We start from the raw sequence: 14701 nt of genomic DNA, 5'->3' as shown, positions 1-14701 counted from the left end.
CTTTCTGCTGCATATTCGACAAGATTACAGAAACATCCGTTCGCCAGCCTTGGCTCTGGCCGCGCCCACGCTGAAGGCCGGGTCCTCGATGCCGGCTGTGCCGCTGCGGTCAGCGGGCCGCGTCAGGCACGCCCAGCCACTGCGCGAAAGTCGGACTGCCGACCCGGCTGCCGGCCAGCTCCGCGTCTCGAAGCAGGCCGAGCAGTTGCCGATCGTCGACATCATCGCCGCGCACTTCCGGTGCCGGCCCGCGACACCACAGCCACAGCTCCGCGACGGTGTACGACGCCGGATCGCGCGCCGGCAGCAGCTTGCGGCCCGGGCTCGCTTCGGTCAGCACGCCGCAATCCGCAAGCAGCTGCAGCGCCCGCTGCAAGCGGTCGCCATTGACGGCGAGCGCGCGTTCAACTTCATCGATGGTCAGCGGTGGTTGGCCCGCCTGAAACCGTCGGACGACGAGCATCATCACCCGCAGCGGCAGGAATTCCGATTCGCGGCTGGCCGGCGGCACCGCCGTGACTGGCCCGGACAGATGGCGTGGATGCTGGATGTAGAACGCCAGCCGGCATCCGAACAGCACGATGACCCAGCTGACGTACAGCCAGATCAGCAGGATAATGACGATCGCGAAGCCAGAGTAGATCGCGCTGTAGCTCGAGGCGCCGGCGACGAAGCGGGCGAAACCGATGCTGGCGCTTTCCCACGCGATCCCGGCGAACAGGCCGCCGGCCGCCGCGGCCCGGAACAGCACGCGCGTGTTCGGGATGAAGCTGTAGATGAAGGTCAGCGCGGCAACGATCAGCACATACGGTGCGAGCTTGGTCACCAGCAGGATCGTGGTGCCGAACGGCTCGTACTGCGCCAGGGTCGTGACCACAGTGCTCGACCGTAGCGACGCGGTCAGCGCGATCGCCGTGAACACCAGCACCGGGCCGATCAGCAGCACCGACAGGTATTCGCCGAAGCGCTGGGTGAAGCCACGCTCTTGATTGAGTTTCCAGATGAAATTGAAGCTGGCCTCGATCTTCGAAATCATCGATACCGAGGTGTACAGCAGCAGGAAGATGCCGATGCCGCCAAGCACGCTGACCTGAATGTTGTCGACGAAGCCGATGATGTTGTCGCTGACCACCTTGGCCTGATCGCCCAACGGCTGCAGCGCCTGCGCCAGCACGGGCTCCAGCGAGTTGTGAACGCCGAAGGCCTTCAGCACCGAGAACGCCAGCGCCAGCAGCGGCACCAGCGACAGCAGCGTGGTGTAGACGAGGCTCATCGCCCGCAGGCTCAGTTCGCCTTCGAGCAGGTCGCGCAGCAGCGCCAGCGCGTAGCGGCCCGGTGTCAGCAGTCGACGACCCCAGCCCGATTGCGGCTCGCGCAGCCACAACCAGCTGTGTACGCGGTGATAGGGATCGGGAAGCATGGTCGCCCGATTGTCGCGGCGTGATCCGGCGCTGTCCATGCGCCGGACCGCACCGGTCACCGCGGCGACCGGATCAAGGGTCGACCTGCACCTGGAACGTGACCGTGCCGCTGCTGCCCGGCTGCAGGATGCCGGTGAAGGTCCAGCGCAGGGCGCCGCGCGCCGCAGGAGCCTGCACCGCGGCGCAATCGACCGGGCCACCCGACGGCGTCGTCTTGCTGCAGGCGGTCAGGCTGGCCGGCAATGGTCCCGCTGCCGCCGAGACGAAGCTCGTGAACGGCGGAACGGCATCGTTGATGACGATGGTCGACAAGGGCTGAGAGCTGCGGTTCGAGTAGGTGATCGTGTAGGTCAGGATCGAGCCCGGCGTAGTCGTGCCGGTACTGACCGTCTTGACCAGATTCAGCGCCGCGCCGGTGCCATCGCCGACGATCGTCGTGTCGGTATGCGTCAGCACCGTGGTCAGGCCCGGCGTAGCATTGGCATAGGTGAACGTCGCAGTCACCGTGACCACGTTGCTGGCGTCGACCGGCGCTGCGGCCGGCACGAACTCGCGATTGACGATGCAGATCTGCTGGCCGGCAACCAGGGTCAGCGGTCCGGTGATCGGCAACTCGCCGCTGTCGATCGCGCCACTGCAGTTGCTGTCGAGATACAGCACCTCGCTCCAGTCCGGAACCTGCGGCCGCGGCACGGCCGACGTGCTGAACACGACGCTGCCGCCCGTCTGTGCCGTGAACGTGTGCGGATGGTCGACGGTGGTGCCGGGCAGCGCGGTCTGCGTGTTGTCGGTGGTGAAGACCGGCGGCAGAACCTCGCCGAAGTTCAGGTTCGGATAGTTGCGGACGGTCGTGGAATACACGAACTGCGTTCGCTCGCTCGGCGTCTGCCGGGTGTAGGTGTAGGTGGTGCCGCCGATGGTGGTGCTGGCCCCGTCCGGCGTCGACGTTCCGGCGACGTTGGCGCCGGTCGACAGATACCCCGGCGGGTTCGTTTCCTCGACGCAAACGGTGGCGCCGTTCGCGACGGTTGACGGCACCGGCAGGAAATAGTCGCCATTCCCGTTGGTCGTGGTCGTTCCGAAGGTCGTGCCGGCACAGTCGGTCAGGCGAACCGTGACGCCGGACAGGCCGGGCTCGGCGACCGGGCTCTGCTGGATGCCGTCGTTCGCGGTCGGACCGGAATCACGGAACACGCGGCCGCTGACGAGCCCGCCATCGATCAGGCCGAAATTCACCAGGCTGACGGGGGTCGTCGCCACCGTCACCAGCTGCGTGCCGTCGTTCGGGAAGACGAAGCGGAATGTATCCGGCGCCGCCGGCGTGAGGCTGACGGCACTGTCGCTGACGATGACCGAGTAGGTACCGGACGGCACGTTCGGGAAGTTGTAGGCACCGCCACCCGCAGGAACCGCCTGCGAATACAGGACCACGCCGTTCTGGACCACGTTGACGAAGACCGGCGCGCCCAAGGACCAATCCTCGGCACCGTCGAGCGTGCCGTTGGTGTTGGCGTCGCGGTAGACGAAGCCGCTGAGGCTGACGCCGACCGGCGCGTTGACGGTCAGCGTGTCGGTGCCACCGGCCACGCTGCTGCCGGCGTTGTCCGTGTTCAACAGCCCGGTGGTGTTGACGTAGCTGCCGGTGACGGTGGCGGTGACGTCGATGCTGACCGTGCACGCGCCGTTCGCGGGGATGCTGCCACCGTTGACGCGGATCCCGACATCGCCACCGTTCAGCGCACCATTGGCCGAATCATTGACCGTTGCACCGACGCAGGTGGTCGCAAGATTCGGAACCGTGGCGACCGTCATCGCACCCGGCACGATCGGGAAGGTATCGATCAGGCCCGGATTCGAGATCGTCAGCACGGTCGCGTTCGGGTTGGTCAGCGTCAGGGTCAGGCGGCTGGTGCCACCGGCCGTGATGGCCGCCGGCGAGAACGCCTTGGCGATCTGAGGCGGTGCCAGCACGAGGAGGTTGACCGTGTTGCTCGGGTTGCCCGGGCTGGTCGGCGTCTGCGCCGTCACCACGCCGCTCGTGGTGTTCGGGTAGGTGCCGGCTGCCGCGGCCGTGACGACGACGGTGACCGTGCAGCTGCCGCTGACCGGGATCGACAGGCCGGTGAAGCTCAGCGCGGTCTGGCCGGCCGTGAAGGTGTTGCCGGCCGCGCCGACGCAGGTGCCGCCGGCTGAACCGGTCGCGGCGATGCTGATGCCGGTCAGCGTGTCGGTGAAGCTGGCGCCCGTGAAGCCGCCCGGCAGCAGCGTGCCGTCGTTCGGGTTGCTCAGCAGGAAGCTGATCGTGCTGGTGCCATTGACCGGAATGGTGTCGGGTGTGAACGACTTGACGATCGTCGGCGCCGCCAGATTGGTCAGCGTGCCGGTGGTCGGCGCGTTGTTCGTGCTGCCTTCGGTCGTCGTCAGCGCGTTCGCCGGGATGGTGTTGACGTAGACACCCGGCGTGGCCGAGGTCACCGGCACATCGATCTGGCAGCTGGAATTCGGCGGGAAGGTGATGCCGGTGACCCGGATCGACGTCGCGCCAGCGACCAGCGGCCCGCCGGCGCCATCGGCAAGCGTGCTGTTGAGGCAGGTGTTGGCGGTGGCCGGACCGGCAACGATCAGACCGGGCGGGAAGTTGTCGATCAGCGCGCCGTTGGTTCGCGACACGGGTTCCGCATTGACGAACAGCAGGCTGAGCGTCGAGACATCACCCGCCACGATGGTCGTCGGCGTGAAGGCTTTCTGCACCGAGATGTTGCGCTGGACCGTCAACGTCGCAGACGGTGAGTTGCTGTTGGTGATGCCTTGCGTCGACGTGACGGCACCGACCGGGATGCTGTTGGTCAGGTTGCCATCGACCACCGCGGTGGTGTTGACCGCCAGCGTGCAGACAGTCCCAGCATCGATCGTGGCGCCGCTGAGGACGACGGTCGAGCTGCCCGGTACGGCGGTGATCGTCGCGTTCGCGCAACCCGGGCCGGTGAAGCTGGCATTCGGGGTGGCGAAGACGATCATGCCGTTCGGCAGATTGTCGGTCAGCGTGACATTGCTGAGATTGACCGCCCCGCTCTGGCTGTTGTTGATCAGGATCGACAGCACGGAGAACGTGTTGCCGCTGACGCTGGTCGGGTTGAACGCCTTGTTCAACGTCAGGTCGGTGATCGCGTCGATGCGGTTCAGCGTGGCGGTGGCCGATACGTCATTGCTGAAGCCGCCGGCCGTGACCAGCGCGCCGGCCGGAATCGTGTTGGTGCCACTGCCAACGGTGTTCGGTGTCTGGACATTGACCGCGAAGCTGCAGCTGGTCGTGGCGCCGGACAGGCTGCCGCCGGCCAGGCTGATCGACGTGCCACCGACCACCGCGCTGACGGTGCCGCCGCAGGTGTTGGTGAGATTCGCCGGATTCGCGATGCTGTGCCCGGGTCCGAGCGTGGTCAGGTCATCGGACAGGGCCACGCCGGTGAACGCCGGTGCGCCCGGATCACGATTGATCGTGATCGTGAGTCGCGACACCTGACCGATGCCGACCGTCGCCGGCAGCAGGGTCTTGTTGATCGAAGCCGCAGGATTGACCGTGATGTCCGCCGTGATCGGCGTCTGGTTGTCGCCAAGCGACGTCTGCACCGCTCCGGCTGGAATCGTGTTCGTGCGCAGGCCGGCGATGGCCGTCGGTCCCGGCGTCACCGGCACCGTGATGACGCAGGCACCGGTCGCCGGAATCGTGCCGCTGGCGAGCGAGATCGTCGTGGCGCCGGGTGCCGCGGTCAGTGTGCCGCCGCACGTGGTGCTGGCGGCCGGCGTGGCGCTGATGGTGAACGCACCGCCAGCGTCGAGCGTGGCGAGATTGTCGGTCAGGGCGAGCGATGTGGCCGGAGCCGTGCTGGCATTGTTCAGCGTGATCGTCAGCGTGCTGCTCTGACCGCGGGCGACGGTCGCCGGGCTGAATGCCTTGGCACCGGTGATCGCCGGGTTGATCGTCAGCTGAGCCTGGAAGATGTCGTCATTGCTGCCGACACTGGTGACCAGGCCTCCGATCTCGACCACGTTCTGCACGACTGCCAGCGGCGCGCCGTTGCGCGGTGTGATCGGCACCGTGATCGTGCACGAACCGTTCGCCGGGATGGCGCCGTCGGTCTTGGTGATCTGCGTGCTGCCCGGAACCGCCGTGACCGTGCCACCGCAGGTCGTGGTTGCGGCGGGTGCGGCCGCGACCACGACGTTGCCGTTCGGGTCCATCGTGATCAGGCTGTCGGTGAAGCTGCTGATCGTGGCCGGCGCGGCCGTGGTGTTGTTCAGCGTGATGGTCAGCGTGGTCGTGCTGCCGATGACCACCGATGTCGGACTGAATGACTTGTTGCCGCTGACGTCCGCCGGGATCACGAAGTCGGCAAAGGCGGCACCGTTGTTGGTGCCTCGATCGGTGACGAGGCCGTTCGGCAGGATGACGTTGGTGTGGGTGCCGAACGCAGCCGTGTTCTGCACGGACACCGGCACGGTGATCGTGCACGAGCCGCCGGCCGGGATCACGCCGTTGTTCTGCGTGATCAGCGTGCCGCCCGCTGGCGCACTGACCGTTCCGCCGACGCAGGTCGTGCTCGCGGCAGGTGTCGGTGCGATGACGACACCTGCGCCAGCGGTGGCCAGGTCGTCTGTGAAGCTGGTGATCGTGGCGGGCAGCGTGCTGGCATTCGACAGCGTAATGGTCAGCGTGGTCGTGCCGCCGCGCTGCACGACATTGGGCGAGAACGCCTTGTCTGCCGACACGGCGAAGTTGTTGCCGAACAGTGCGGCACTGGTGCCGGTGTAGCTCGGCAAGCCGGCGCCGTAGCTGCCGTCCGGAATCGTGTTCGTCGCATTGCCGTTCACCGTGGTCACCACGTCGACGGTCACCACGCACTCGCCGGCGGCGTCGATGGCATTGGCGGCGGCTGGAATCGTGGCGCCGGCGATGTTGATGCTGGTTGCACCCGGGGCGGCCGTGATCGCCGGCGCACCGCAGTTGGTCGCGGTGATGTTCGGGACGGCCGCCACGGTGACGCCGGCCGGCAAGGCGTCGGTCAGCGAAGCACCGTTGATCGCGGTGACATTGAAGTTGCGCAGTCGCAGGGTCAGCGTCGACGCTTCGGCACCGTCGCTCAGGACGGCAGGCAGATCGAACGATTTGACGATGCTGCCGCCCGTCTGGACCACGATGCTCGCCGACAGCGGTGCCGAGTTGCTGGCGCCCTGAACGCTGGTGACGGCACCGGTCGCGATGGTGTTGGTCTGGACGTCGTTGTAGGCATCGTTCGGGGCGGCCGGTCGAACCTGTGCCGTGATCGTGCAGCTGCCGTTGGCCGCGATCGTGCCGCCGGTCAGGCGGATGCCGGTATCGCCATCGTTGATGGCACTGCCAGCCGCATCGGTCAGGGTGCCGCCGCAGGTGTTCGAAACGACGACACCGTTAGCGAGCAATCGAGCCGGGAAGTTGTCGACAAAGGCGACGCCGGTCACCGGCGACAGGTTCGGGTTGTTCAGCGTGATGCTGAACGGCACCGCCCCGCCACCCTTGACGAAGTCGGGGTCGGCATTCGGGAAGGTCTTGTTGCCGGTCAGCGGCACATACGGGCTGATGGTCAACGTGGCGCTGGCGGGCTGCTGGTTGCTTTGAGGACCAAGACCGCCGTTGGGGCCGCTGTCGCCGGTGGCTCCGCCGACGGGAATGGTGTTGACGAAAGTGCCGGACAGGCTGCCGGTGACGGTCAGCCGAACGTTGCAGGTGCCCGAAATCACGCCGTTGCCGGCCGGTACGGTGCCGTTGGCAAGGCTGAAACTGGTGCCGCCCGCTGGCGCCGTGACGATCCCGCCGCAGGTCGTCGTCGGCGCCGGCAGCGCGACGATCGTGATGCCGGCCGGAAGCAGGTCGGTGAACTGCGTGGCCGTCAGGGCAACGTTCTCGTTGTTGAACAGGTCGACCTGCAACACCGAGGTTTGACCCGGGTTGATGTTGATCGGCTGGAACGACTTGTTGACGTCGAGCGTCGCGTTCGCGGGCAGCGCGAAGCCGCCAAGGCCCAGCGCCAGTGCGCACAGTCCCGCGAGCTTCCGCAGCCGAAGGGCAACGGAATTCCGGGCGATGCGGCGAGTGGCGTGGATCGAGGTCATGTCAGACGAGGCGGCGGTCCTGGGGCTTTGACGGTGGTGGCGGAATGGTTCAGTGGTCCGGCTGCAGGTCGATCAGCTGCTGCTCGGTCTTGATGTCCGGCAGATTCTCGAACACGAAGGTCACGCGCCGGGCGCGCGCATAGGCGTCGATCGGCTTCAGGCCCTGTTCCGGCCACGGATATTCGCCCGCGGCCTTGGTGCTGAGACGTTCGCCTTCGATGCCAGCCGCCATCAGATAGACCTTGACCGCTTCGGCGCGCCGCCGCGACAGCCCTTTGTTGTATTCGGTGGTGCCGCGGACGTCGGTATTGCCGACCAGGGTCACCCTGACTTCCGGATGCTCGCGCAGCACGTCGGCAATCCGCGACAGGATCGCGCCCGACTTGTTGGCGATGGCGCTCCGATCGAACGCGAAGTGGACCGTGACCGGCAAGACCAGCGGGCCGCGCGGCCCCGAGACATCGGGGCAGGCCTTCTGCGGCTCCACCGGCGGGCACGACAGCGGCGAATCCGGCGCCTTCGGCCCGCGGTACGGACAGCTGGCGATGTCGTCGATCACCGTGCGCTGATAGCGCTCGGCCGCGCGGATCTCGGAATCGGCGTGGCGCCAGCCGAGGTCGCGATATTCGTTGCCGATCCAGACCAGTTGGACTTCGAGCTTGGCCAGCGCGCAGGCCGAACAGCCGGGCTCGTCCTTGCTGCCCACCGGCACCTTCTCCTTGGTGTCGGCAATGAAGGTCCACAGGTCTTCGCGCAGCCGCTGGCTGTGCGGAGTCACCGGCGTGTCGGAGTAGCCGTAGGCACCGCCGGCTTCCATCTTCTCGATCAGGCCAGCGGCCTGCGCCAGCGCTTCCTCGACGATGCCGCCGCGATCATTGTCGGTGTATTCCGAGTACCCGAAATCGACCCAGGCCTGCGCCTTGCACATCGAGTACTCGTCGAGCGGGCGGCCGGCGTCGTTGAGCTTTTTCAGTCTGGCGCGCAGCGACTGGATGTAGCTCAGATCGGCCGCGATCACCTGATCGGTGATGCGTGACTTGACTGGCTCGACACCGGTTGGCGTCTTCGGATCCTGAACATCAATGGTCCGCGCGCAGGCGCTCAGGGCGAGCACGGCGGCACAGGCCAGCGCGAGCGGCCAATGCGGCTTGTGGCGGTCTTCGCAGGTCATGTGCATCACTCCAGGAACTTGAACAGGTCTTCGTCGAACTTGAAGCGCAGACGCACGTACGGCCCCTGACGCGTGTAGTCCTGATCCTCCAGATCGTCATCCCGGAAGCCGAAGAAGTTGTAACCGCCGGACAGCCACAGGTTCGACGTCAGCAGATACCCCGCTTCCGCCCCGACGCCGTACTGGTTGCTGCCGAATCCACCGCTGAACAGGTTCGAGGCCTGCAGCCCGATATCGATCTTTTCCGTCACATCGAACGTCGCGCGGGCCGACACCAGATGCGTGTTGCTGTCGGCCGACAGCTCGGTGAACCGCTCGTCGACGAACTTCGAGGCCCAGCGGCCGGCCAGCACCAGCGACTTGACCGGCTGGTAGTTCAGGTTCGTCGACACGATGTGGACCAGACGGCGGCTGCCCTGCCCTTCGTCGCGGTCATAGCGCGCTTCGTAGCGACCGAGCCAGATCCAGCGGTTGGTATCGGTGTCGCGATAGGCGAAGCCCAGGCGGATGCGATCGCGGACCAGCAGGCCGGTGCCGTCACGGTCGCTCCAGGCGATGGTGTTCTTGCCGAGCACGGTCCAGTCGAGGTTCAGCTTGCGCGCCAGTGCCAGCGTGTTGAGGATCGAATCTTCCGACTGGCTGGTGCGGTACTCGATGCGCGCCGCGGCCTTCGTCAGCGGGCTGATCAGGTACTCGCCGCCGATCGTCGCTGCCGTCGTTTCCTGACCGATGTCGTTGACCGGCTGAATCCGCTCGAAGGTCGTGAACAGCTTGAAGTCGTCGGCCGGGTGCCAGGTGTTGCGCAGGCCCAGCGCCGCCTGCGCTTCGCGGCCACTCAGGGCATCGCGCACCCGGTATTCGCTGAACACGCTGCCGGAGTCGATGTAGCCCCAGTCGATGCCGAAGACCGTCGAATTCTGGTCACGGGAATTTTCGGCGAGGTTGTAGACGCCATTCAGGCTGGTGATGAATTCATGCCGCGCATACAGGCGCGAACGCGATCCGATCTGATAGTCGCCGCCGACGGCTGCACGACGAAGATCGGCATCGCGAATGTCCTGTTCGTACTCGCCGAAAACGCTGGCCTTGGCCAGGAAGCCCGGCGTGTAGGTGAGCTTGGCGCGCGCGGCGGTGCTGTTGATCTCGCGCGTGGTCGGCGTGTTGTTGACGGTGCCGGACTCTTCGCCGACGGAGCGGCGCAAACCGGTTTCCAGCACCAGTTGCGGCGTCAGCGAGTACTGGATGTAGCCGAGCACACCCTTGCGCGCCGAAATGGTGGCGCTGCGGTCGTTCGAGTAGATGCCCTCCGCGCCGGCGCGCAGACGCTCGGTCAGCTTCAGCACACCCTTGAATCCGGCTTCTCGCCGGCCGGCCGTGATTGCCGCGTTGGCATTCTCGAAGTTGTCGTCGGTCTGGCCGTAGAAGACGCGGCCTTCCGCGGTCGTCGAACGATGGACCAGCTCGGCCCGCGTGGCATAGCCGGTGCCGTTGAGGTCGCTTTCCGAGCGTGCGCCTTCCAGTGCCAGGTGCGTGCCGGCGCCGAGCTTCACGTTGGCATTCAGGCCGTACAGGCTGTAGGCATTAGTCGGGTCGTCATCGCGGGCGACACTGGCGCCGACTTCGAGGAAGTCCGTCAGCTTGTACTGGCCATCGGCACCGTAGACCCAGAATCGCTCGCCGCCGGTATCCAGCTCGAACGTGATCCGGATCGACACCGGGTTCAAGTTGCCGTCAACACTCGGGATGGGCCGGCCGAACAGGATCGAACCATCGATCTCGTTGACCGAGTAATCGGTGAACCGCGTCAGCGCCACGGTCGAAATGATGAACGACGGCTGATTGCGGTCACGCGTCAGCACTTCGATCTTTTCGCTGTTGCGCACGAAACCCAGCACATTCAGCGGATACGGGCCGGAAATGCCCTGACCCGGCAGCTCGACGACGCGCTGACGGCGGCGGTCGTAGCTGGCGAACAGACTGATGCTCGCTCGGTCGTTCTCGTAGTGATAGCGCGCACCGGTCAGGCTGCGGTTGTAGTTCGCCAGACGGCGCTCGAGCACCGAGGCGTCACCGGCACCGCTGGCGTTGTAGCCGGAGCCGCCGGTCAGATAATTGCCGTTGGTGTTGAAATCGCCGTACAGCAGGTACGACCGACCCTTGTCGACACGCACGTAGAGCTTCGACGTCGACTGCGCATCGAAGCCCTTGATGCCGGAATCGCCGTAGACCGGATAGAAGCTTTCCGGATCGATATCGCGGAACAGCCGGTCGCGGGTGTCTTTGTCGCTGTCATAGGCGAGGGTCAGCAGCAGGTTGCCCTTGACCTTGCCCTTCAGGAACGCCGAGCCGCGGATACCGCCCTGCGAGCTGCCACCGCCGAAATTGATTTCCTTGATGGCGTCCTCGAAGCCGTCTTCCGCCGTCACCGGCTGCACGCCGTCGGCCTTCAGTTTCGAGAAATTGAATGCGCCTTCGAGCACGCCGGATGCGATCAGCGGCCGCAGATACGGCAGGAACGGCAGCTTGACCTCGTCCTTCAGTCGGCCGCTGGTCGCGCGCAGACGCGCTTCGCCCGGCTCGGACAGCGGCACCAGATCGACCAGCGCTTCGCCGCCTTCGACGAAGATCTGAAGACCGGGTTCCTTGGGATCGAGGTCGGTCGCATCCCAGCGCCCGATCGAGGTTTCCAGCGTCACCGGCGTGCGTGCCGTGACCTTCACGCCCTTGTCGTCGGTGAGCCGGACGATGACCCGTGCCGGCGTCAGTCCATCGGCAACCGCGCCGCTTGGTGGCGGAATGATCTTCAGCACGCCGAGGTCGCCCGGGGCGATCAACGTGATCTCGGCCGTACCGCGCGGGTTGCCGAAATTGTCGACCGCGGTGGCGCGCAGCTTGTTCGCACCCGGCTTCAGGCGAACCGCGATGTATTCCCAGGCCTGCAGCTCGCGCGAAGCCAGCACGGCCTTCTGGCCGACCCGCGCCTTCGGAATTTCCTCGCCGTTGACCGACAACGAGAACTCGGCGCCAGCCCGACCCACCAGCCGCACTGACACGTCACGCGCGGCCACGGTGTCGCCGTCATTCAGGTCCATGAACCCGAATTCGTTGCTGGTTTCCTTCGGCAGCTGTGTTTCCAGGCTCAGCGACGGCGCGCTGCGCGCGGTGGCTCCGAGCGACGGCAGGCCGTCCACCCGGTTCTCCGGACGATCGAACAGCAGCGGCGTGTAGGCCGAGACGCGACCATCGCGGTCGACGATGCCAGCGGCCGGCTGCGTGCGCGGATCTATGCGCAAGCTATCGAGATTCAGCGGGTCATCGAGACGCTTCTGGATCTCGGCGCCGAACACTTCGCCCTTGGCGCGACGCGCCTTGACGTCCTTGATGATGTCGGTGCTGCATGAGCCTTCGGCAAAGTCGGCGCGGTGCAGTTCGCCCCGCTTCAGGTCGATGAAGCGGCTGTGCGGATCACCGGCATTGCGATTGGCCAGATTGATCAACTCCGAACCCGGCGGCAGCGTGATCGGATCGATCTTCAGCACGTGGGTACGCGGCGACACGCCGTAGAAGCTGAACTTGCCTTCGGCGTCGGTGATCGCGAACGTGCCGTCGTCGAGGTACAGGCGCACCCCCGGGATGCCGAGTTCTTCCGGATCCTGCAGCCGGCTGTGATTGCAGTCGGTGTACACCTTGCCGAGGATGAAGGCTTCGTCGCGGAACACGTCCGGATCGATCGTGACCGTGGCGGTGGCGACATTGGTCGTCGCCTGATCGCTGATCGCCTGCGCGGAGTTGACCGCCCGGCCCGACGAGCCGACGCCGGCCGTCACCAGATACGTGATCTCGAACACCTGGCCCGCGTTCACGGTGCCGACGGTGAAGACCAGATTCGGTCCCGGCGCGCCGGACGGTGCCGGCGCCGGACCGCCGTTGTAGCGGACGCTGTCGGCGATGTAGCGGAAGCCGCGCGGCAGCGTGTCCTGCACGCGGGTGTTGGTCAGCGGGAAGCCGGCGTCATTGCGCAGTCGCAGCGTGTAGCGCAGCGATTCGCCGATGCCGATCGAGGTCGACGACGCGGTCTTCTCGAGCGCGAACGCACCGGCAGCGGCGGCCGGATCGAGCGGCACATCGAGCACCACGGCACCGCCGGCCGAAACCGTGAAATTGCGGCCATACGAGCCGTCGTTGATGCGACGACCGATCGGCTGCTGCGCCGGCGAGAACTGCGACGGGAAGTTGTAACCAGTTGGCGGCGTGACCACGATCCGGTAGTTGCCCGCTGGGAGCTGCGGGAACTGGAAGACGCCGTCGGCACCGGTGACGACGGTGTTCGGGCGCGGATTGCCGTTGACATCGAGCACGGTGGCCGGCGTCAGCGAGCCGTCGGCATTGACGATGAACAGTTGCACCGTCGCGCCGGCGATCGGCACGTTGGTCTGCGAGTCGTACACGACGCCGGACGGGTCGATGATGATCTGCGTGGTCAGCGTGGCGCCGCCGCAGATCAGCGTAGCGGTGACGACATCGCTCTGCCCGGCCTGCACGATCTGGTCGTTCGTGACCTGCGCGTTCTGCGGCCACGGCGCCGTCGGGATGCCGGTGATGGTGAACACGCCGCTGTTCGCGCCGGTCTCGCTGATGGTGAACCCGGTTTCGAGGTCGTTCGAGTTCTGCGTGGTCAGCCGGATCGGATAGCGTTCGGCAACCGTCGAATCGACGTTGCACGACGCGGCAAAGGCCTGCAGGAACAGCGGATTGCCGGCGCTCGTGGCGCCGATGACGGTGCCGAAGTTGGCGTTGTTGTAGTAGTCGATCGTCGCCGGGGTCGCTGGCAGATCGATCGACACCGGATTCGAGATCACGCGGGTTTCGGTGCCGTTGCCATCGTCAGCGTAGACCTCCGCGACGTTGGTGATGCGGCCACCGGCAATGGCGTTGATCAGCACGCGGAACGACGGTTCGAGACGTCCGGACGGCGGCACTGCGCCGTAGCCGAAGGCAATCGCATCGACCTGACCGAGGTCGGCCGGCGCGACCGTCGTGTAGATCTGCAGCCCCTGCCCGACCAGGTGATACAGCGCGACGCCGCCCGCGGTCTGCGTGACGCCGACGAAGCGGGTGTTGACCGGAATGACGTCGCGAATGACCACGAAGTTGCGCAGCGCGCCGTCGACGGTGACCGTCGTCGGTGCGACCGGCGTATTGCCGATGTTCACGGCCGACAGCGTGTAGGTCACCGTATCGCCGGCACGGGCCAGCGGATTGTCGACGCTCTTGGTGAGCTGCAGTTCGCCGCCGCTGCGGGTGATCGCGATGTCGGTGACCCGCGCCGTGGCGCCGCCCGCCGTGGTGGCCGTGAGGATCTGTACCGCCTGCGTATCCGGCAGCACGACCGACGGTACGACACCGGTGACGATCAGCGAAATGCTCTGCCCGGGCGCCAGCACGACGGTTCCACCGTTCGGGATTTCCTGCTCACCCGGATCGATCACGCCGTTGCCGTTGGCGTCGAGGAACAGACGCAGGCTGTTCAGGTCGTAGTTGTCACCGGCCTGCGGGGTCAGCGTCAGAGTCACCGTTTCGGTGACGTTGCCGGTGTTGGTCAGCGTGTGCGGGAATGTCGCCGTGCCGCCCGGCGGCACGAACACGGTGAGATTCGGAACCAGCGCGATCCCTTCGACCGGGGCCACGGTGATCACCGTCGTGTTCGAGGTGACGGTCTCGGTGATGCCGGCCGCGTCGTTGCGATAGGTCGCGGTCGCCGTGTTGCTGATGGTGCTGCCGGCAGGCGGCGGGTTACCGATCTGGGCGTCTGCCGCGAACGTCGCGAGCAACAGGCCCAGCACCAGCGGCAGCCGACGCAGCGCAGCGACGCCGACGCGCCAGCCCGCACGGGTGGACGTGCGAGACGGGCATCGGTCAGCGGTCGGTTCGAAGAAGGTCATCGCAGGGATCGGGCCGGTTC

At 66.3% G+C, this 14701-nt stretch carries 4 protein-coding genes; all 4 read right to left on the bottom strand.

Features of this window, described 5'->3' with window-relative positions; translation table 11 throughout:
* Window positions 1–109: 109 nt before the first annotated feature.
* Window positions 110–1420, bottom strand: a complete 1311-nt coding sequence (locus QZ951_RS02665) for a YihY/virulence factor BrkB family protein (RefSeq protein ID WP_292998276.1) — start codon at window positions 1418–1420, stop codon at window positions 110–112.
* Between the two features lie 73 nt (window positions 1421–1493).
* The gene (locus tag QZ951_RS02660) at window positions 1494–7568 is read right to left on the bottom strand and encodes an SdrD B-like domain-containing protein (RefSeq protein ID WP_292998274.1); all 6075 of its coding nucleotides are present in this window, start codon (window positions 7566–7568) and stop codon (window positions 1494–1496) included.
* A gap of 49 nt (window positions 7569–7617) precedes the next feature.
* Window positions 7618–8739, bottom strand: coding sequence for an OmpA family protein (locus tag QZ951_RS02655; protein WP_292998272.1), 1122 nt, complete (start codon window positions 8737–8739; stop codon window positions 7618–7620).
* A gap of 5 nt (window positions 8740–8744) precedes the next feature.
* Entirely contained in the window at window positions 8745–14681 is a 5937-nt protein-coding gene (locus tag QZ951_RS02650; protein ID WP_292998270.1) for a SpaA isopeptide-forming pilin-related protein, read from the bottom strand.
* Window positions 14682–14701: the final 20 nt, after the last annotated feature.

Source organism: Nevskia sp., from assembly GCF_021732705.1.
Lineage (GTDB): Bacteria > Pseudomonadota > Gammaproteobacteria > Nevskiales > Nevskiaceae > Nevskia.
This window is presented reverse-complemented; position numbering and strand designations above follow the sequence as displayed.